Origin of the sequence: Kitasatospora sp. NPDC018058 (assembly GCF_044327205.1) — a bacterium.
GTDB lineage: Bacteria > Actinomycetota > Actinomycetes > Streptomycetales > Streptomycetaceae > Kitasatospora.
Window position 1 is genome coordinate 18,412 of sequence record NZ_JBIRFA010000009.1, and the last position, 20,583, is coordinate 38,994.

The window sequence follows — 20,583 nt, forward strand, 5'->3', positions numbered from 1 at the left end:
GCCCCGAGGAGGGCTACTCCTCCTCGGGCCCGTCCTGGCTCTCCCGGGTCGCGCCCGGCGCCTCCGGCTCGGCCGGCCGCTCGGCCGTCGCGTGTCCGGACACCGGCTTCTCGCCGGTCGGACCGACGTTCTCCCGGCGGCGCAGATAGCGCTCGAACTCGCGCGCGATGGCGTCCCCGGAGGCCTCCGGCAGCTCCGCGGTGTCCTGCGCCTCCTCCAGCTGCTGGACGTACTCGGCCACCTCGCTGTCCTCGGCGGCCAGCTGGTCCACGCCCAACTGCCAGGCCCGGGCGTCCTCGCCGAGCTCGCCCGGCGGGATGCGCAGGTCCAGCAGGTCCTCCAGCTTGTTGATCAGCGCCAGGGTGGCCTTGGGGTTGGGCGGCTGCGCGACGTAGTGCGGCACCGCCGCCCAGAGCGTCACGGCGGGCACCCCGGCGTGGGTGCAGGCCTCCTGGAGCACCCCGACGATCCCGGTCGGGCCCTCGTACCGGCTCTCCTCCAGGTCCAGTCGGCGGGCCAGCTCGGGATCGGAGGTGACCCCACTGACCGGGACCGGGCGGCTGTGCGGGGTGTCACCGAGCAGCGCGCCCAGGATCACCACCAGCTCGACGCCCAGCTCGTGCGCGAAGCCGAGCAGCTCGTTGCAGAACGAGCGCCAGCGCATGCTCGGCTCGATGCCGCGGACCAGCACCACGTCCCGGGTCACCGGCTCGGTCACCCGGATCACCGACAGCCGGGTGGTCGGCCAGGTGATCCGTCGGATGCCGCCGTCCAGCCAGATGGTGGGCCGGTTGACCTGGAAGTCGTAGTAGTCCTCCGCGTCCAGGGCGGCGAACACCTTGCCGCCCCAGGTGTCGTCCAGATGCGCCAGAGCCGCGGAGGCGGCGTCGCCCGCGTCGTTCCACCCCTCGAAGGCGCAGACCATCACCGGGTCGATCAACTCGGGAACATCTTCCAGCTCGATCACCCAGTGTCTCCCTCCGGTCGGCGGTCGGACCGGCACCGCTCCGGCTGGCCTGCCGGGGCGCCGACGGGCCGGCTGCCGCCTGTCGAACCTCTCGTCTCCCATGGAGCGCGTCGCCCCATGGTCCCTACCTGCCCAGCCTACGGGCTTTGATGCGCATGGCGGCCGGGCACCGGGACAGTCTGGGGGAGCGGACGGCCGCGATCCAGCGGATATCCGGGCGTCGCCGGCTGACGGTGCGTCAGTCGGCCCGGTGCGGACGGACGGTGCCCGACCTGCGACGCAGTGCGACGGAGTGCCCGTCGGGCTCGGGGGCGCGATGATGAGGAGCAGGGGACCGGGCGGAAGGGGCGGACCGATGAACCGATGGCTGTGGATCGGCGCGGGCGTGGCGGCGCTGGCCGGGGTCGCGCTGCTGACGGCGGACCGGGCCGGGCGCCGGCTGCCGGTGGAGCACATCGCCGAGGGCGGTCTGGAGCTCGCCCAGGCGCCCGGCGCGGTCTGGGACGTGCTGACCGACATCGAACTCTTCCCGGCCTGGCGCCCCGACCTCACCCATGTCGAGCGACTGCCCGCCGGGGCCGGCGGCCGCCCGCGCTGGCGCGAGTACGGCCGGCACGGGCACACCACCTACGAGGTGGTGGCCAGCGAGGCCCCGCACCGCCTGGTGACCGGCATCGCCGACCCGGACCTGCCGTACGGCGGCACCTGGACGTATGTGCTGACCCCGGCCGGGCCCGGCTGCTCGCTGACCGTCACCGAGCGCGGCGAGGTCCGCAAGCCGGTGTACCGGGCGGTCGGGCACTACCTGACCGGCGAGGACGCCACCGTCCACCGCTACCTGGGCGCCCTGGCCCACCGGATGGCCGCATAGGGCGCGCCCCGGGACTACGAGACGTCCACCCAGCCGCTCCGGTACGCCGCCCAGTGCTCGGGCGTCGAGGCGAAGTCCACGTACAGCGCGACGCCGAAGCCGGCCCGCTGCGGGTCCTGGCGGCCCAGGCCCAGTCGGACGCCCCGGACCGCCGCCGGGACGGTCTCCGCGGCACCCCGGTGGCCCCACTTGTCGTCCCAGAAGAACGGCAGGCCCATCAGCAGGTCGACGTTCGAGGGGGTGGCCTTCAGCGCCAGTTCGGTCTGCAGTGCGACGTAGCCGCCGAACAGCGGCTCGGTCGGCATCGAGGTGTCGTAGGTCATCACCGCGATCTGGTCGACCCGGCGGGCGGTCTCCCGGAAGTAGGCCTGGTCCCACCACTTGCCGTGGTCGGTGAGCAGGATGCCGGCGGTGTGCAGGCCGGGGACCGGGTCGATCTGCGGGGCCGCCACCGAGAGCTTGGTGCCGCGCGCCGCCGTCACCGGGTGGACCTGGTCGAGCAGAGCCAGCCAGCCGGCCGTGCCGGGGTGGATCGGCTCCATGTCGAAGTGCACGCCGTCGAAGCCCTGGTCCAGCACCTGGCCGGCCGAGGCGGTGATCCGGTCCCGGGTGGGCGCGTCGTCCAGGTCCAGGCCGTCCCTCTCCGGCTTGACCTCGTCGCCCAGCCAGCCCTGCAGCCGGACGCCCGGCAACACCCGGTGCGCGGTCTCGGTGAACCAGCGGGCCTTGGGGTGGACGGACGGCGGCAGTGAGCCGTCGTGCTCCAGCGGGCCGGTGTGGACGTAGAGGTCGTGCACGCCGGTTCCGGCCAGCTGTCGGGCCAGTGCCTCGACGTCCGCCTCGGTCTTGCGGCCGTCCACCCAGGCGTGGCCGAGCCAGACGGCGTCCCGGCCGCGGGTGCGGGCCTCGGCGGACGGTTCACCCGAGTAGTGCAGTCGGATCGAGACGAGGACCGTGCCCAGCGCGGCGACCGGTATCGCCACCACCAGCCCCAGCGCCAGCAGGGCCCGGCGCCACCGGGACCAGCGTCTCCACCGGTCGCGCAGTGCCCGCAGTGGGGCCGCCAGGGCCCGGCCGATGTGTCGTGCGGTGGTGCGGAACCTGGTCACGCGCTTGATCCCCCCTCGAGCCGAGCGCTCAGGATACGGAATGGGCCCGCAGGTCGGGCCGACGGCCGGATACGCTGGCCGGGTGCGGGCCCGACCAAGCGGGCTCGCAAAGCCGACAGCCGTCGCACCAGGGAGAAGCCCCATGGCCACTGCAGCCGAACCGTCCATCACTCAACAGAGCCGCGCTGACGCGCTGCGTGAAGCGCTTGCCACCCGGGTGGTGGTCGCCGACGGTGCGATGGGCACCATGCTCCAGGCACAGGACCCCACGCTGGAGGACTTCCAGAACCTCGAAGGCTGCAACGAGGTCCTCAACATCACCCGGCCCGACATCGTCCGCTCCGTCCACGAGGCCTACTTCGGGGTGGGCGTGGACTGCGTCGAGACCAACACCTTCGGCGCCAACTTCGCCGCGCTGGGCGAGTACGAGATCTCCGACCGCATCTTCGAGCTGTCTGAGGCCGGTGCCCGGATCGCCCGCGAGGTGGCCGACGCCCACGCCGCCGACGGCCGCACCCGCTGGGTGCTGGGCTCGATCGGCCCCGGCACCAAGCTGCCGACCCTCGGCCACGCCCCGTACGAGACGCTGCGCGACGGCTTCCAGCAGAACGCGGCCGGCCTGATCGCCGGCGGCGCCGACGCGCTGCTGGTGGAGACCAGCCAGGACCTGCTGCAGACCAAGGCGGCGATCCTCGGCTCCAAGCGCGCCCTGGCCGAGGCCGGACTGGACCTGCCCGTGCTGGTGCAGGTGACCGTGGAGACCACCGGCACCATGCTGCTGGGCTCCGAGATCGGCGCCGCGCTGACCGCGCTGGAGCCGCTCGGCGTCGACTACATCGGCCTGAACTGCGCCACCGGCCCGGCCGAGATGAGCGAGCACCTGCGCTACCTGGCGAAGAACGCCCGGATCGGCCTGTCCTGCATGCCGAACGCGGGTCTGCCGGTGCTCGGCAAGGACGGCGCCCACTACCCGCTCTCCCCGGCCGAGCTGGCCGAGGCGCACGACGTCTTCACCCGCGAGTACGGCCTCTCGCTGGTCGGCGGCTGCTGCGGCACCACCCCCGAGCACCTGCGCCAGGTGGTCGAGCGGGTCCAGGGCCGCCCGATCGCCCCGCGCGATCCGCGGCCGGAGCCCTCGGCCGCCTCGCTCTACCAGGCGGTGCCGTTCCGCCAGGACACCTCGTACCTGGCGATCGGCGAGCGCACCAACGCCAACGGCTCGAAGAAGTTCCGCGAGTCGATGCTGGCCGGTGACTGGCAGGCCTGCGTGGAGATCGCCCGCGACCAGATCCGGGACGGCTCCCACCTGCTGGACCTGTGCGTGGACTACGTCGGCCGCGACGGCGTCGCCGACATGAAGGAGATCGCGGGCCGGCTGGCCACCGCCTCGACCCTGCCGATCGTGCTGGACTCCACCGAGCCGCCCGTGCTGCGGGCCGGCCTGGAGGCGCTCGGCGGCCGCGCGGTGCTCAACTCGGTGAATTACGAGGACGGCAACGCCCCCGACTCGCGCTTCGGCAAGATCGCCTCGTTGGCCCGGGAGCACGGCGCCGGCCTGATCGCGCTGACCATCGACGAGGAGGGCCAGGCCCGCACCGCCGACAAGAAGGTCGAGATCGCCGAGCGGCTGATCGCCGAACTCACCGCCGACTACGGCATCGACGAGGGTGCGATCCTGGTCGACTGCCTCACCTTCACCCTGGCCACCGGCCAGGAGGAGTCCCGCCGGGACGGCATCGAGACCATCGAGGCGATCCGCGAGCTCAAGCGCCGCCGTCCGAAGGTGCAGACCACCCTCGGCCTGTCCAACATCTCCTTCGGCCTCAACCCGGCCGCCCGCGTGGTGCTCAACTCGGTCTTCCTGCACGAGTGCGTGGAGGCCGGCCTGGACTCGGCGATCGTGCACGCCTCCAAGATCCTGCCGATCTCCCGGATCCCCGAGGACCAGCGCGAGGCCGCCCTCGACCTGGTCTACGACCGCCGCCGGGACGGCTACGACCCGCTGCAGCGCCTGCTGGAGCTTTTCGAGGGCGTCTCCGCCGCCTCGGTCAAGGCCTCCAAGGCCGAGGAGCTGGCAGCGCTCCCGCTGGAGGAGCGGCTGCAGCGCCGGATCATCGACGGCGAGCGGGCCGGTCTGGAGGCCGACCTCGACGAGGCGCTGGCCGAGCGCCCGGCGCTGGAGATCATCAACGACACCCTGCTGGCCGGCATGAAGGTGGTCGGCGAGCTCTTCGGCTCCGGCCAGATGCAGCTGCCGTTCGTGCTCCAGTCCGCGGAGGTGATGAAGACCGCGGTGGCCCACCTGGAGCCGCACATGGAGAAGTCCGACAGCGAGGGCAAGGGCACCATCGTGCTGGCCACCGTCAAGGGTGACGTCCACGACATCGGCAAGAACCTGGTCGACATCATCCTGTCGAACAACGGCTACAACGTGATCAACCTGGGCATCAAACAGCCGGTCTCGGCGATCCTGGACGCCGCGCAGGAGCACAGCGCGGACGTGATCGGCATGTCCGGCCTGCTGGTGAAGTCCACGGTGATCATGAAGGAGAACCTGGAGGAGCTGAACCAGCGCAAGCTGGCCTCGTCCTACCCGGTGATCCTCGGCGGCGCCGCCCTCACCCGCGCCTACGTCGAGCAGGACCTGCACGAGGTGTACGAGGGCGAGGTCCGCTACGCCCGGGACGCCTTCGAGGGACTGCGGCTGATGGACGCGCTGATCGCGGTCAAGCGCGGTGTGCCCGGCGCGACCCTGCCGGAGCTCAAGCAGCGCCGGCACGCCCGGGTCGAGGTGGAGGAGCCGGAGCCCGAGGTCAACCTCGGCCAGATCCGCTCCGACGTCACCGTCGACAACACCGTGCCCACCCCGCCGTTCTGGGGCGACCGGATCGTCAAGGGCATCCCGTTCGCCGACTACGCCTCCTGGCTGGACGAGGACGCGCTGTTCAAGGGCCAGTGGGGGCTGAAGGCCTCGCGCAACGGCGACGGCCCGTCCTACGAGGAGCTGGTGGAGACCGAGGGCCGGCCGCGGCTGCGGGCTTGGCTGGACCGGCTGCAGACCGAGGGCTGGCTGGAGGCGGCCGTGGTCTACGGCTACTACCCGGCCAACTCCAAGGGCGACGACCTGATCGTCTTCCACGAGGACGGCACCGAGCGGACCCGCTTCACCTTCCCCCGCCAGCGCCGCGGCCGCCGGCTCTGCCTGGCGGACTTCTTCCGCCCGGAGGAGTCCGGCGTGCGGGACGTGGTCGGCCTGCAGGTGGTTACCATGGGCAACCGGATCTCGGAGGCGGCCAACGAGCTGTTCGCCGGGAACTCCTACCGCGACTACCTGGAGCTGCATGGCCTCTCGGTGCAGCTGGCCGAGGCGCTGGCCGAGTTCTGGCACGCCCGGGTCCGCTACGAGCTGGGCTTCTCCGGTGAGGACCCGCAGGACGTCAAGGACATGTTCGCGCTCAAGTACCGGGGCGCCCGCTTCTCGCTCGGCTACGGGGCCTGCCCCGAGCTGGAGGACCGCGCCAAGATCGCCGAGCTGCTGAAGCCCGAGCGGATCGGCGTGGTGCTCTCCGAGGAGTTCCAGCTGCACCCGGAGCAGTCCACCGACGCGATCGTGATCCACCACCCGGAGGCGAAGTACTTCAACGCGCGGTAATCCACACGTCCCTCTCCGTTCGCTCTTTTCCGGCGAACCGGGCGTATCCTTGATGATCCTGAACGGGCCGGTCCGCTCACCAGCGGGCCGGCCTGTGCCATCCCCGCGGGACGTCCCGGGACGTTCCGCGGGGTACCCGACGGAAGGACCCGCCATGACCGCCAGCTCCACCGCCGCCCTGGCGCTCGACCACGGGGACGACCGCGGCCTGCAGGCGGTGCTGCTGGACATGGACGGCACGCTGGTGGACACCGAGGACTTCTGGTGGCAGGCCGAGGTCACGCTCTTCGCCGAGCTGGGCCACCAGCTGGACGAGCGGGACCGCGCCCATGTGGTCGGCGGCCCGATGACCCGGGTGATGGACTACCTGGTCGCCCGGACCGGGGTGGACATCGCCCCGGCCGACCTGGGGGTGCTGGTCAACCAGCGCTTCGTCGACCTGCTGGCCGGCGGCGTGCCGCTGATGCCGGGCGCCGAGCGGCTGCTCAACACCCTTGCCGCGCACGGCGTCCCGGCCGCCCTGGTGTCCGCCTCGCACCGGCACGTGATCGACATCGTGCTGCGCTCGCTGGGCGCCGAACGCTTCGCCTTCACCATCGGCGGGGACGAGGTGCCGCGCACCAAGCCCTTCCCGGACCCGTACCTGGAGGCGGCCCGCCGGCTGGGCGCGGAGCCTGCCCGCTGTGTGGTCGTCGAGGACACCCCGACCGGGGTGCGGGCGGGCGAGGCGGCCGGCTGCCCGGTGATCGCGGTGCCCTCGGTGGCGCCGATCGAGTCGGCCCCCGGGCGGCTGGTGCTGCCCTCGCTGGAGCAGGTGGACCTCGAACTGCTGCGCTCGCTGGTCGCCTCGCGGGTGTGAACGGGCTCGGGGGGCGAGCCCTAGCGATGTGATTGTCATCTCATTGCGGCCGGCAGCTACTCGCGGGTAGGGGGCCTGGTGGGTCCGTCGCCGGTGGTCGCCTGGGGAGAAAACGGGCATTGACAGACAACTCGTCGAGCGCGCCGTGATGCCCCGAACCACCGTGTCCCAAACGTCATCTGCGCGGGTATCGGTCGTACGTGTTCGATATGGCACGCTACTCGGGTTCGTGCCACCGAGAAGGACGCTCCCGTGAAGACTTCAGCTGAACGCCTGGCAGTACTCGGCTGTGCCGGTCTGGTCGCCGTGACGGTAGCCGGCTGCGGATCGGTCACCGACGCCGTCAAGGGGGACGGCGGCGGCAAATCGATCACCATGGGCACCCGGGGGCTCACCAGCGTCCTGGACCCGGCCGGCGCCTACGACTCCAGCTCGTGGCTGGTGCTGCGCAACACCCACCAGTCGCTGCTCAGCTTCCCCGCCGCCGCCAGCGCCCCGGTCCCGGACGCCGCGAAGTCCTGCGAGTTCACCAGCAGTGACGCCACCCAGTACCACTGCGTGCTCCGCCCCGATCAGAAGTTCTCCAACGGCCACCCGCTCACCGCCGCCGACGTCGTGTACTCGATCGAGCGCACCAAGAAGATCAAGGACCCGAACGGCCCGGCCGGCCTGCTGGACACGATCAAGTCGGTCGAGGCCAAGGGCGACAACGAGGTGGTCTTCCAGCTGTCCACGGCCGACGCGACCCTGCCGGCCAAGCTGGCGACCCCGGCCGGCGCCATCGTGGACCACCAGGTCTTCCCGGCCGACAAGCTGCTGGACAACGACAAGATCGTCGGTTCCGGCCCGTACAAGTTCGACTCGATCGAGACCATGACCCCCGAGGGCGGCGGCGCCAAGGTCCTCTCCAAGGTCGTCCTGACCCCCAACGACAAGTACGCCGGCGACGCCAAGCTGCAGAACAACAAGTTCACCGTGCGCTACTTCGACAAGCCCACCGACCTGAAGGACGCGCTGGACAAGGGGGCTGTCGACCTCGTCGACAACAGTCTGGAGCCCAACACCGCGGCCCAGCTCCTCGCCGACCAGCAGGGTGGCAAGAGCGACCTCAACGTCGTCGAGGGTGAGAGCTCGGACACCAACTCCATCGCCTTCAACACCAAGGACGCGACCACCGGCAACGTCGCGGTCCGTCAGGCCGTGGCCCAGCTGATCGACCGGAAGGCGCTCGCCCGCGACGTCTTCGCGCGTACCGTCCAGCCGCTGTACTCGATGGTCCCGACCGGCGTCACCGGCCACAACACCGCCTTCTACGACAAGTACCTCGACCAGGACGTCAACAAGGCCAAGGCGTACCTCACCGCCGCCAAGGTCCCCCTGCCGGTCAAGCTCACCCTCACCTCGGGGCGTTCGCGCACCGGCAACGCCGAGATCGACACGCTGAAGAAGCAGCTGGAGGCCGGCGGCCTCTTCCAGGTGACGGGCCAGGTGGAGTCCGACCCGGCCGCTTACCAGAAGGGTTGGAGCGAGGGCAAGTACCAGGCGTACCTGGTCGGTTGGTCCGCCGACTACCCGGACCCGGACAACTACATCGGCCCGCTGGTCACCGGCGACAGCATCTTCCACACCGGCTGGGAGGACCAGCGGGTCAGCCAGAAGCTGCTCCCGGAGGGGCTCAAGCAGGCCGACCGCGGCGCCGCGGTCGCGACCTACAACCAGGTCCAGAGCGTCCTCGTCGACAACGTGCCGATGATCCCGCTGTTCCAGAACAAGGCGTTCTACGTCGCGAAGTCGTACGTCACCGGCGTCGAGTCGACCGTCGACTCCACCGGCGTCTTCCGCTTCTGGGAGATCGGCCGCAACAACAAGTAGCGCACCGCGCGCAGCGGCCCGTCCGCTCCCCCTCGAACCGAGGGGGAGCGGACGGGCCGCCGTCGTGTTCCTCCGTGCCGCCGCGGGGCGTTACAGGGTGCCGGGCCGCACCAGCCCGCTCTCGTAGGCGTACACCGCCGCCTGCACCCGGTCGCGCAGCTGGAGCTTGGTCAGCACATGGCCGACATGGGTCTTCACCGTCGTCTCGCTGACGAACAGCTCGGCCGCGATCTCCGCGTTCGACAGCCCGCGCGCCACCAGCTTCAACACCTCCAACTCCCGCTCGGTCAGCGCGCTCAGCGCCTGCGGCGGCGCCTCGTCACCCGAGGGCAGCTTGGTGGCGTACATGTCCAGCAGCCGGCGGGTGATGCTCGGCGCCAGCATCGCCGCGCCGTCCGCGACCACCCGGATCGCCTGCACCAGCTCCTCCGCCGGGACGTCCTTCAACAGGAAACCGCTGGCACCCGCGCGCAGCGCCTCCACCACGTACTCGTCCAGGTCGAAGGTGGTCAGCACCAGCACCTTGGCCGGGCCGTCCCGACCCGGACCGGCGATCCGGCGGGTCGCCTCGACGCCGTCCATCCGCGGCATCCGGATGTCCATCAGCACCACGTCGGGCTGCAGCGCCCGCACCTGGTCCAGCGCCTGCTGACCGTCGCCGGCCTCCCCGACCACCACCAGGTCGGACTCGGCCTCCAGGATCATCCGGAAACCGGTGCGCAGCAGCGGCTGGTCGTCGACCAGCAGCACTCGGATCGTCACTTAGGACTCCTTGCTCATCGGATCCCCCGTGGGATCGTTCTCATCCGACGTACGTGCCAGCGGCAGCGGGTACGGCGGCGGGGTGCCGCCGAACTCCGGGCAGTTGGCCTGGTGGTCGCACCAGTCGCAGAGGCGGTTGCGGGTGGCCGGGAAGTCCCCGGTGGCCACCGCGTGGCTGATCCGCTCCCACAGCGCCTGCAGCTTGCGCTCCACCGCGAGCAGGTCGGCCTGGTCCGGGTCGTAGCTGACCACGTCCCCGCCCCCGCCGAGGTAGACCAGCTGGAGGCGCTTGGGGACCACACCCTTCCAGCGCCACACCACCAGTGCGTAGAACTTCATCTGGAACATCGCCTTGCCCTCGAAGTCCCGCGAGGGCGCCCGGCCGGTCTTGTAGTCCACCAGCCGGACCTCACCGGTCGGGGCGACGTCCACCCGGTCGATGTAGCCGCGCAGCAGCAGCCCCGACTCCAGGGCCGTCTCCACGTAGAGCTCGCGCTCCACCGGGTGCAGCCGGGTCGGGTCCTCCAGCCGGAACCACTGGCCGACCAGCTTCTCGGCGTCCGCCAGCCAGCGGGTGAGCGCCGCGCCGTCCGGGTCCTCCGGGAACAGCGAGCCCAGCTCCGGGCGCTCGCCCAGCAGTCGCTCCCACTGCGGGCGCAGCAGGCCCAGCGCCCGCTCCGGCGTCCGCTCGGCCGCCGGGCTGTCGAACAGCCGCTCCAGCACCGCGTGCACCAGCGTGCCCCGGGTCGCCGCCGCGCTCGGCGGCTCCGGCAGCCGGTCGATCACCCGCAGCCGGTACAGCAGGGGACAGGTGAGGAAGTCCCCCGCGCGGGACGGGGACAGCCCGGTCGGGGGTGCCGCCGGGCGCGCCGGGACTCCGGCGGCACTGCTGGTGTCGGTCTGCTGCATGGCTACGACCCTATTGCCCTTTGCTGTCATCCCGCTGCCACCGTGCTGCCACACCCACCGACGCGGGTCCGGTCCGGGTCCGGTCCGGGTTCGGTCCAGGGCCGGTCCAGTGGGTATGAAGGCTGACAGAGGGGCGCGCGGCGCCGGAGGGCCGCGATCACGTAGCGTGGGCGCACCGGGGGCACGACGGTGGGACGACCGAAGGGAACACGGTGAGCGACACCAGGGGGCAACAGACCTCCGACCAGCCACCGCAGGACGGCGGACGCCCGGGCGGGCAGCCGCCGGAGCGCGGCGGCGGTCTCCTGATGGGGCGCCCCTTCGGCGTGCCCATCTACGTCACCCCCTCCTGGTTCGTCATCGCCGCCCTGATCACCTGGGTGTTCGGCGGCCAGCTCGGCGACGTCCTGCCCGAGCTCGGCAGCGGCGTCCGCTACCTGCTCGCCTTCTTCTTCGCGGTCGCCTTCTACGCCTCCGTGCTGGTGCACGAGCTGGCCCACACCCTGGTCGCGCTGCGCTACCGGCTCGGGGTGCGGCGGATCCAGCTGCAGTTCTTCGGGGGCGTCTCCGAGATCGAGAACGAGGCCGAGACCCCCTGGCGGGAGTTCTGGCTGGCCTTCGTCGGTCCGCTGCTCTCGCTGGTCCTCGGCGGGGTCTTCTACTTCGCGCTGCGCGCCGTCGAGCTGTCCACCGTGCCCGGGGTGCTGCTGACCGGCCTGATGGTCTCCAACCTGGTGGTCGCGGCCTTCAACCTGCTGCCCGGGCTGCCGCTGGACGGCGGCCGGATGCTGCGCGCCGTGGTGTGGGCGGTCAGCGGCAAGCCGATGACCGGCACGGTGGTCGCCGCCTGGGTCGGCCGGGCGCTGGCGATCGCCGTGCTGGTCGGCCTGCCGCTGGTCAGCGCCTCCCGCGGGGTCGAGCGCACCACCACCGACACCCTGGTGGACGCGGTGCTGGCCGCCGTGCTGGCCGCGATCATCTGGAACGGCGCCACCGGCAGCCTGCGCAACGCCCGGCTCAAGGAGGTGTTGCCCGAGCTGCGGCTGCGCGACTTCGCCCGCCGGGCCGTCGAGGTCACCGCCGACACCCCGCTCGGCGAGGCGATGCGCCGCGCCCGGGAGGCCCAGGCCGGCGCGGTGGTCGTGGTGGACGGCCGGGGCGAGCCGATCGCCATCGTCCGCGAGTCCGCGGTACGGGCCGTACCCGAGCACCGCCGCCCGTGGGTGGCCGTCGGCCCGCTCGCCCGCGACCTCGAACCCGGGCTGCGGCTGGACGCCGACCTGCGCGGCGAGGCGCTGCTGCGGGCCATCCAGGCCACCCCGGCGGGGGAGTACCTGGTGGTCGAGGCGGACGGCCGGGTGTACGGCGTGGCCGCGCTCACGGACATCGAGCAGCGCCTGACCGCCGCCGTCGCCGGCCGCTGACTCGTACCCTGCTCGGGGCCCGGTGAGGCGGGGCGGTCCGCTTCCCTTAGGATTGGGCGCATGTCCGAACCGACCGGTGCCGCCCGCCGACGCGGGCCCTTCCAGGTCGGGGACCAGGTCCAGCTGACCGACCCCAAGGGTCGCCACTACACGTTCACGCTCCAGGCCGGGAACCAGTTCCACACCCACAAGGGTGCGTTCCCCCACGACGAGCTGATCGGCGCCTCCGAGGGCACGGTCGTGCGCACCACGGGGAACGTCCCGTACCTCGCGCTGCGCCCCCTGCTCCCCGACTACGTCCTGTCCATGCCGCGCGGCGCCGCCGTGATCTACCCCAAGGATGCGGGTCAGATCCTGGCGATGGCCGACATCTTCGCCGGCGCCCGCGTCGTCGAGGCCGGCGTCGGCTCCGGCGCGCTCAGCATGTACCTACTGCGCGCCGTCGGCGAGCAGGGCATGCTGGCCTCCTACGAGCGCCGCCAGGACTTCGCGGACATCGCCCAGGGCAACGTCGAGCGCTACTTCGGCGGCCCGCACCCGGCGTGGAAGCTGACCGTCGGCGACCTCCAGGACAACCTGGTCGAGACCGACGTCGACCGCATCATCCTGGACATGCTGGCCCCCTGGGAGTGCCTGGACGTCGCCTCCAAGGCGCTCGTCCCCGGCGGCCTCATCTGCTGCTACGTGGCCACCACCACGCAGATGTCGCGGACCGTCGAGGCGCTGCGCGAGCACGGCACCTTCACCGAGCCGCAGGCCTGGGAGACCATGGTCCGCACCTGGCACCTGGAGGGCCTGGCCGTCCGCCCGGACCACCGGATGATCGGCCACACCGGATTCCTGCTCACCGCCCGCCGCCTCGCGGACGGCGTCGAGCCGCCGCTGCGCCGCCGCCGTCCGGCCAAGGGCGCGTACGGCGAGGACTACGACAACGGGGCGCCCGAGCCGAGCCTGCAGGAGCGCGTCGCGGCCCGCAAGGCCGCCCGCGACGCCGAGTCCGAGCAGCCCGACCTGGGCTGAGTCCGTACCCGAGAGAAGGGGCGGTGTGAGCGTCCGGCTCGCGCCGCCCCTTCCTTCTCTCGGCCGACGCGTCCTCCGACTCCCCGGCTGACAGTCCGTGGGCACCGTGTGGGACGATGCTCGCTCACGCAGACCAGCTCCTGGAGCTCTGGAGGGGACGCCTGGTGGAGACCGCGGTCGGGACGACGGCGACGGCCGGACAGCAGACACCGCAGGGCCGCACCCGGTCCGGGCACGCGCGCACCGCCCCCTGGCACTGGGCCCTCGCCCTGGCCGGCTGCGGCGCGGTGGTGGCCGCGGCCCTCACCGCCTCCCCGGCGACCGGCGCCCCGGTGCCCGCCCGCGGCGGCACGCCCAAGGCCCTCGCCGCGAGTGCCGCCCCCGACCCGGCCAAGGCCCAACTACCGCTGGACTGCGGCCCGTTCCCGGTCAAGGCGGTGCTCAGCGTGCCCGCCGGGCTCGGTGACGGACGGCCGGGCACGGTCGTCGCCGCGCACTGCGCCACCGAGACCGGCACCCCGCCGGACTCCGTCTACCTGCTCGGCTTCGGCGCCGGCGAGCGCCCGGTGGTGGTCGCCACCCTGCTGACCGAGCGCGAGAACCTCACCCTGAGCCGGCTCGCGGTGCGCTCCGACGGCGCCATCACCGGCCACGCGCAGGGGTATTCGAGCGATGACGTGCCGCGCTTCCGGCCCGACATCTCACTCGACCTCACCTGGACGCGCAAGGGCGGCGGCTGGGAACGCTCCCAGACCGCCGCCCCGGTCAGCCAGATCTGACGCCCGGCCTATCGGGCCCTACGACCTCACTCCGCGTCCGGGCCGTACACCTCGACCCGGTCGGCGACCCGGCGCACGTGGATGCAGTCGCCGGGGCACTCCTTCGCCGAGTCCACCACGTCCTGAAGAAGCGTCAGCGGCACCGGGGCGGTCTCCCCGGGCTGCTGGCGCAGCTCGTCGTCCGGGCCCTTCACGTACGCCAGCCCATCGATGTCCAGCTCGAAGACCTCGGGCGCGTACTGGGCGCAGATGCCGTCGCCGGTGCACAGATCCTGGTCGATCCACACCTCCAGCTCCTCGGTCGCCGCCGTCTGCTCCGTCACCGACATGGTCCCCTGCCGTTTCTGTCCCGGGTCGCCCCTATTCCTGGAGCAATCCCGCCATTCGTACAACGATCGGACCCCGTACTGCGGTCGCGATCGGATATCGCTTCGCTCGACGATACATCTGGCCTGCTTTGAGAGGTGCGCGCTGGGTATCCCCTTAGCAGAGGGGAAGCACGCTGGGGCGAAGATCGGACACGCCCGTTCCATCTTTCTTGATCTAGGGGTTTACGGACCCCTGGTCCCAGGTAGGGTCTGGAAGCGTCCAGCTCCCCGGAGGAGGTGAGGACCGTGGCAGCCCACGATGACGACTACAACCGCAGCACCGGCAGGCCCGCTCGTGGTTCCGACGAGGCCGCTCAGGTCTCGTACCTTGAGCAGGAAATCGCCGTGCTGCGCCGCAAGCTCGCCGACTCGCCGCGCAATTCGAGAATCCTCGAAGAGCGGATCGTCGAGCTCCAGACCAACCTGGCCGGCGTGACCGCCCAGAACGAACGGCTCGCCTCCACCCTGCGCGAGGCCCGCGACCAGATCGTGGCCCTCAAAGAGGAAGTGGACCGGCTGGCACAGCCCCCGGCCGGCTTCGGCACCTTCCTCGAGGCGAACGAGGACGACACCGCCGACATCTTCACCGGCGGGCGCAAGCTCCGCGTCAACGTCAGCCCGAACGTCGCCCTGGACGAGCTGCGGCGCGGCCAGGAAGTGATGCTCAACGAGGCCCTCAACATCGTGGACGCGATGGCCTTCGAGCGCATCGGCGAGATCGTCACCCTCAAGGAGATCCTGGAGGACGGCGAGCGGGCCCTGGTCCTCGGCCACACCGACGAGGAGCGCGTGGTGCGCCTCGCGGAACCGCTGCGCGGGGCCACCGTCCGGGCGGGGGACGCCCTGCTGCTGGAGCCGCGCTCCGGCTACGTGTACGAGGTCGTGCCGAAGGCCGAGGTCGAGGAGCTGGTCCTCGAGGAGGTTCCGGACATCGACTACCGCCAGATCGGCGGCCTGAGCAACCAGATCGAGCAGATCCGCGACGCGGTCGAGCTGCCCTACCTGCACGCCGACCTCTTCAAGGAGTACGAGCTGCGCCCGCCCAAGGGCGTGCTGCTCTACGGCCCGCCCGGCTGCGGCAAGACGCTGATCGCCAAGGCGGTCGCCAACTCGCTGGCCAAGAAGGTCGCCGAGGTGACCGGCCGCCCCCAGGGGAAGAGCTACTTCCTCAACATCAAGGGCCCCGAGCTGCTCAACAAGTACGTGGGCGAGACCGAGCGGCAGATCCGCCTGGTCTTCCAGCGGGCCCGGGAGAAGGCGGGCGAGGGCACGCCCGTCATCGTCTTCTTCGACGAGATGGAGTCGCTGTTCCGCACCCGCGGTTCGGGTGTCAGCTCGGACGTGGAGAACACCATCGTCCCGCAGCTGCTCGCCGAGATCGACGGCGTGGAGGGGCTCGAGAACGTCATCGTCATCGGCGCCTCGAACCGCGAGGACATGATCGACCCGGCGATCCTGCGGCCCGGCCGCCTGGACGTCAAGATCAAGATCGAGCGCCCGGACGCCGAGGCCGCGAAGGACATCTTCTCCAAGTATCTCAAGGACTCGCTGCCCTTCCACCCGGACGACCTCAAGGAGCACGACGGCTCCGTCGAGGCCACGGTGGCGGCGATGATCCAGTCGGTCGTGGAGCGGATGTACTCCGAGACCGAGGAGAACCGCTTCCTGGAGGTCACCTACGCCAACGGTGACAAGGAGGTCCTCTACTTCAAGGACTTCAACTCCGGCGCGATGATCCAGAACATCGTCGACCGCGCGAAGAAGATGGCCATCAAGGACTTCCTCGACCACGGTCAGCGGGGTCTGCGCGTCTCCCACCTGCTCGCCGCCTGCGTGGACGAGTTCAAGGAGAACGAGGACCTGCCCAACACCACCAACCCGGACGACTGGGCCCGCATCTCCGGCAAGAAGGGCGAGCGGATCGTCTTCATCCGCACGCTGGTCACCGGCAAGCAGGGCGCCGAGTCCGGTCGCTCCATCGACACTGTCGCCAACACGGGGCAGTACCTGTAGACACGCGGTTACCCGGGCCGACAGCGGTCCCCGGAGCTGTACGCACACCGTCCGGCTGTGGCGCCTCGCGGCCCCGCAGCCGGACGGCGCGTCTCGGGGCCCGCCGGTCGGCGCCGGGTTCTAGGCTCGACCCACCGTCCGCGGGCAGATCGCCGGCGTCGGTGTTGTTCAGCGGTACGTCAGCGTGTTCCGTCCGTCGGGGGCGGCGCACCGGGCAAGGAGGGCCGCATGACCGTACGGCGCGTGATGGGCATCGAGACCGAGTACGGGATCTCCGTGCCCGGGCACCCCAACGCCAACGCCATGCTCACCTCGTCCCAGATCGTCAACGCGTACGCGGCGGCGATGCACCGGGCACGGCGGGCCCGCTGGGACTTCGAGGAGGAGAACCCGCTGCGCGACGCGCGGGGCTTCGACCTCGCGCGCGAGGTGGCGGACGCCAGCCAGCTGACCGACGAGGACATCGGCCTCGCCAACGTGATCCTCACCAACGGGGCCCGGTTCTACGTGGACCACGCGCACCCCGAGTACAGCTCGCCCGAGGTGACCAACCCGCGCGACGGCGTGCTGTGGGACAAGGCCGGCGAGCGGATCATGGCGGCCGCCGCGCAGCGCGCGCTGGAACTGCCCAACGGTCAGAACATCCACCTGTACAAGAACAACACCGACAACAAGGGCGCCTCCTACGGCACCCACGAGAACTACCTGATGAAGCGGGCGACGCCGTTCGCCGACATCGTCCGCCACCTCACCCCGTTCTTCGTCTCCCGCCAGGTGGTCACCGGCGCGGGCCGGGTCGGCATCGGCCAGGACGGTTCGGCGCACGGCTTCCAGATCAGCCAGCGGGCGGACTACTTCGAGGTCGAGGTCGGCCTGGAGACCACCCTCAAGCGGCCGATCATCAACACCCGGGACGAACCGCACGCCGACGCCGAGAAGTACCGCCGGCTACACGTGATCATCGGGGACGCCAACCTCTCGGAAATCTCCACCTACCTCAAGCTGGGCACCACCTCGCTGGTCCTGTCGATGATCGAGGACTCCTTCATCGCCTCCGACCTCGCCGTCGACCAGCCGGTGCGCACCCTGCACCGGGTCTCCCACGACCCGACCCTCAAGCACCTGATCACCCTGCGCAACGGGCGCAAGCTCACCGCCGTCCAGCTCCAGCTCGAGTACTTCGAGCTGGCCCGCAAGTACGTCGAGGACCGCTTCGGCACCGACGCCGACGAGCAGACCGTGGACGTGCTGACGCGCTGGGAGGACGTCCTCGGGCGGCTGGAGCGCGACCCGATGTCGCTGTCCAGGCAGCTGGACTGGATCGCCAAGCGGGAGATCCTGGAGGGCTACCGCAGCCGGGACGCCCTGGAATGGGACAACCCGCGGCTCCACCTGGTCGACCTCCAGTACAGCGACGTACGGCCCGAGAAGGGCCTCTACAACCGCCTGGTGGCCCGCGGCCGGTTCGAGCGGCTGGTCTCCGAGGAGGAGGTCGAGCGGGCCGTCTCCAAGCCCCCGGAGGACACCAGGGCGTACTTCCGCGGCCGTTGCCTGGAGCAGTACGCGGACCACGTCGCGGCGGCCTCCTGGGATTCGGTCATCTTCGACCTGCCGGGCCGGGACTCGCTGCAGCGGGTGCCCACGCTGGAGCCGCTGCGCGGCACCCGCAACCACGTCAAGGAGCTGCTGGACCGCTGCCGCACTGCGGAGGACCTGCTCCGCGTCCTGGCCGGCGGGTAACTTTTCGATCACAACGGGTGAACGTCCGCCGAATGGGAATCATCCGGGGTGGCAGCGGGTGTTGGACAGGAAGCGCCACCGGCAAACCGGGAGCGGTAGTCGCACCTTGTGTATAGGGTCGGTGTCAACCGGCAACGACCGACCGACCAAACCGTGCCAGACGATTCGAGCGGGGTGAGGGAAATGGCGAGCAAGGACACCGGCGGCGGCCAGCAGCGGGCAAACCGTTCCTCCGAGGAGGTCGAGGAGCAGGTCGCGGAAACCCAGAATTCCGATGACCTCAAGGAGCGCCAGGAAAAGCTGAGCGACGACGTCGACGCGGTGCTGGACGAAATCGACGAGGTTCTCGAGTCGAATGCTGAGGATTTCGTCCGGGGATTCGTTCAGAAGGGTGGGCAATAGTCCGCCCCCGGTATTCGGGAATTCACGGTCGCGACCGTCCGTGGCGGTCGGGCGGCATCGTCCGCCCGGCCGCCCGGCATCGGCCCCTCCACGCGTGGACAGTGATCGTCGGCGGGTAGGGTGCGGGCATCGCGCGCTTCAAGCTACCTGGAAGGAATCGTGTGGAAGCCAACACTCGTGGCACCGGGCGTCTACCGGCTGCCTTCCTGACCCCGGGGTCGTCCTCGTTCCTCGACTTCCTCGCCGAGCACCGGCCGGAGCTGATCCCCGGCCACAACGGGCTCCCCGAGGGCGCCGTGGTCGAGGCCCCGCACGGGACCACGATCGTGGCCGCGGTCTTCGACGGCGGCGTGGTGATCGCCGGTGACCGCCGGGCGACCATGGGCAACGTCATCGCCCAGCGCGACATCGAGAAGGTGTTCCCGGCCGACGAGTACAGCGCGGTCGGCATCGCCGGCACCGCGGGCCTCGCGGTCGAGATGGTCCGGCTGTTCCAGCTGGAGCTGGAGCACTACGAGAAGATCGAGGGCACCACGCTCTCCCTGGAGGGCAAGGCCAACCGGCTCACCACCATGATCCGGGGCAACCTGGGCATGGCGATGCAGGGCCTCGCGGTCGTGCCGATGTTCGCCGGCTACGACCTGAACCTCGGCCGCGGCCGGATCTTCAACTACGACGTCACCGGCGGGCGCTCCGAGGAGCGCGGCTTCGCCGCCACCGGCTCGGGCTCGGTCTTCGCCCGCGGCTCGATGAAGAAGCTCTACCGCGACGACCTGACGGCCGACCAGGCCGCCACCCTGGTCGTCCAGGCCCTCTACGACGCGGCGGACGACGACTCCGCCACCGGCGGCCCGGACCTGGCACGGAAGATCTTCCCGATCGTCTCGCTGATCACCGAGGACGGCTTCCGCCGGCTCACCGAGACGGAGGTCGCCGAGATCGCCGTCGCCGTCACCGACGAGCGTCTGGCCCGCCCCAACGGCCCGCAGGCCCCGCTGATCTAGCCACCACCTCACAGGAAAGGGACGACCGCCGGTGTCGACACCGTTCTACGTCTCGCCCCAGCAGGCCATGGCGGACCGCGCGGAGTACGCCCGCAAGGGCATCGCGCGCGGCCGCAGCGTGGTCGTGCTCACCTACGCCGACGGCATCGTCTTCGTCGCGGAGAACACCTCCAGGGCCCTCCACAAGGTCTCCGAGATCTACGACAAGATCGCCTTCGCGGCGGTCGGCCGCTACAACGAGTTCGAGAACCTGCGCATCGGCGGCGTCCGCTACGCCGACCTGCGCGGCTACTCCTACGACCGGGCCGATGTCACCGCCCGCGGGCTGGCCAACGTGTACGCCCAGACCCTGGGCACCATCTTCTCCTCGGTCGGCGAGAAGCCGTACGAGGTCGAGCTGATCGTGGCCGAGGTCGGCCGCACCAGCGACAACGACCAGATCTACCGGCTCACGCCGGACGGCTCGGTCGTCGACGAGAAGAACTACGTGGTGGTCGGCGGCAACGCCGACTCGATCGGCAACTACCTGGGCCAGCGCCACCGCGTCGGCCTGAGCCTCACCGAGGCGGTGAAGGTGGCGGTGGACTCGCTCGCCCGCGACCCCAACGGCGGCAGCCCGCGCACCCTCACCCCGGAGCAGTTGGAGGTCGCGGTCCTCGACCGCCAGCGGTTCCAGCAGCGCAAGTTCAAGCGGATCCTGGGCAACCAGCTCGGCCGGCTGCTCGACGGGGACCAGTCCGCCGAAGCGGACGACGAGGAGAACCCGGCGGACACCACGCCGGAGTAGCAGTGCCTGCGGAGTCCCGTACGGCGGTCGGACCGCCGACGTACG

Annotated in this window: 17 protein-coding genes; 12 read left to right on the forward strand and 5 right to left on the reverse strand. The window is 71.0% G+C overall.

Annotation, left to right across the window (positions count from 1 at the left end; translation table 11 throughout):
• Window positions 1-13 precede the first annotated feature (13 nt).
• A complete protein-coding gene (locus ACH4E7_RS14585; RefSeq protein ID WP_396249396.1) occupies window positions 14-967 on the reverse strand; it encodes a PAC2 family protein in 954 nt (317 codons plus the stop codon).
• Between the two features lie 355 nt (window positions 968-1,322).
• Here ACH4E7_RS14585 and ACH4E7_RS14590 point away from each other — a divergent pair, with 355 nt between their 5' ends.
• Complete coding sequence (locus tag ACH4E7_RS14590; RefSeq protein WP_396249397.1) at window positions 1,323-1,838, forward strand: SRPBCC domain-containing protein; 516 nt, start codon at window positions 1,323-1,325, stop codon at window positions 1,836-1,838.
• Window positions 1,839-1,852: 14 nt separating this feature from the next.
• Here ACH4E7_RS14590 and ACH4E7_RS14595 read toward each other — a convergent pair whose 3' ends face one another.
• A complete protein-coding gene (locus ACH4E7_RS14595; RefSeq protein ID WP_396249398.1) occupies window positions 1,853-2,947 on the reverse strand; it encodes a hypothetical protein in 1,095 nt (364 codons plus the stop codon).
• Between the two features lie 142 nt (window positions 2,948-3,089).
• Between ACH4E7_RS14595 and metH the strand changes: the two genes are divergently transcribed.
• From metH to ACH4E7_RS14610, 3 genes are all read left to right on the forward strand, one after another.
• Window positions 3,090-6,599: a methionine synthase gene (metH, locus tag ACH4E7_RS14600; protein ID WP_396249399.1), complete on the forward strand. Its 3,510-nt coding sequence runs from the start codon at window positions 3,090-3,092 to the stop codon at window positions 6,597-6,599.
• A 154-nt stretch (window positions 6,600-6,753) separates the two neighbouring features.
• The gene (locus ACH4E7_RS14605) at window positions 6,754-7,458 is read left to right on the forward strand and encodes an HAD family hydrolase (protein ID WP_396249400.1); all 705 of its coding nucleotides are present in this window, start codon (window positions 6,754-6,756) and stop codon (window positions 7,456-7,458) included.
• A gap of 252 nt (window positions 7,459-7,710) precedes the next feature.
• Complete coding sequence (locus ACH4E7_RS14610) at window positions 7,711-9,330, forward strand: ABC transporter substrate-binding protein (protein WP_396249401.1); 1,620 nt, start codon at window positions 7,711-7,713, stop codon at window positions 9,328-9,330.
• Between the two features lie 90 nt (window positions 9,331-9,420).
• Here the strand turns inward: ACH4E7_RS14610 and ACH4E7_RS14615 are convergent, their stop codons facing one another.
• Together ACH4E7_RS14615 and ACH4E7_RS14620 are read right to left on the reverse strand one after the other, a co-directional pair.
• Complete coding sequence (locus ACH4E7_RS14615; RefSeq protein ID WP_350523854.1) at window positions 9,421-10,092, reverse strand: response regulator transcription factor; 672 nt, start codon at window positions 10,090-10,092, stop codon at window positions 9,421-9,423.
• On the reverse strand, window positions 10,093-11,001 hold the full coding sequence (locus ACH4E7_RS14620; RefSeq protein WP_396249402.1) for a RecB family exonuclease: 909 nt from the start codon (window positions 10,999-11,001) through the stop codon (window positions 10,093-10,095).
• Between the two features lie 212 nt (window positions 11,002-11,213).
• On the opposite strand from ACH4E7_RS14620, the gene ACH4E7_RS14625 reads away from it, so the two are divergent.
• The 3 genes from ACH4E7_RS14625 (at window position 11,214) to ACH4E7_RS14635 (ending at window position 14,224) form a co-directional block, all read left to right on the forward strand.
• Window positions 11,214-12,425 carry a site-2 protease family protein gene (locus tag ACH4E7_RS14625; RefSeq protein WP_396249403.1) on the forward strand — a complete coding sequence of 404 codons (1,212 nt, stop codon included), beginning with the start codon at window positions 11,214-11,216 and terminating at the stop codon, window positions 12,423-12,425.
• Between the two features lie 60 nt (window positions 12,426-12,485).
• Window positions 12,486-13,445, forward strand: a complete 960-nt coding sequence (locus ACH4E7_RS14630; protein WP_396249404.1) for a tRNA (adenine-N1)-methyltransferase — start codon at window positions 12,486-12,488, stop codon at window positions 13,443-13,445.
• 116 nt (window positions 13,446-13,561) lie between these two features.
• Window positions 13,562-14,224: a hypothetical protein gene (locus ACH4E7_RS14635; RefSeq protein WP_396249405.1), complete on the forward strand. Its 663-nt coding sequence runs from the start codon at window positions 13,562-13,564 to the stop codon at window positions 14,222-14,224.
• A 26-nt stretch (window positions 14,225-14,250) separates the two neighbouring features.
• Here ACH4E7_RS14635 and ACH4E7_RS14640 read toward each other — a convergent pair whose 3' ends face one another.
• Window positions 14,251-14,553 (reverse strand): ferredoxin, encoded by a 303-nt coding sequence (locus tag ACH4E7_RS14640; RefSeq protein WP_355669943.1) that lies wholly within the window; start codon window positions 14,551-14,553, stop codon window positions 14,251-14,253.
• Between the two features lie 285 nt (window positions 14,554-14,838).
• On the opposite strand from ACH4E7_RS14640, the gene arc reads away from it, so the two are divergent.
• From arc to prcA, 5 genes are all read left to right on the forward strand, one after another.
• Window positions 14,839-16,605 (forward strand): proteasome ATPase, encoded by a 1,767-nt coding sequence (gene arc / locus ACH4E7_RS14645; protein WP_396249406.1) that lies wholly within the window; start codon window positions 14,839-14,841, stop codon window positions 16,603-16,605.
• Window positions 16,606-16,833: 228 nt separating this feature from the next.
• Window positions 16,834-18,345, forward strand: coding sequence for a depupylase/deamidase Dop (gene dop / locus ACH4E7_RS14650; protein WP_396249407.1), 1,512 nt, complete (start codon window positions 16,834-16,836; stop codon window positions 18,343-18,345).
• Window positions 18,346-18,528: 183 nt separating this feature from the next.
• Window positions 18,529-18,747 (forward strand): ubiquitin-like protein Pup, encoded by a 219-nt coding sequence (locus tag ACH4E7_RS14655; protein ID WP_030286125.1) that lies wholly within the window; start codon window positions 18,529-18,531, stop codon window positions 18,745-18,747.
• Between the two features lie 161 nt (window positions 18,748-18,908).
• Window positions 18,909-19,751 carry a proteasome subunit beta gene (gene prcB, locus ACH4E7_RS14660; RefSeq protein ID WP_396249408.1) on the forward strand — a complete coding sequence of 281 codons (843 nt, stop codon included), beginning with the start codon at window positions 18,909-18,911 and terminating at the stop codon, window positions 19,749-19,751.
• 31 nt (window positions 19,752-19,782) lie between these two features.
• On the forward strand, window positions 19,783-20,538 hold the full coding sequence (gene prcA, locus ACH4E7_RS14665; RefSeq protein ID WP_396249409.1) for a proteasome subunit alpha: 756 nt from the start codon (window positions 19,783-19,785) through the stop codon (window positions 20,536-20,538).
• The last annotated feature ends 45 nt before the right edge of the window (window positions 20,539-20,583 follow it).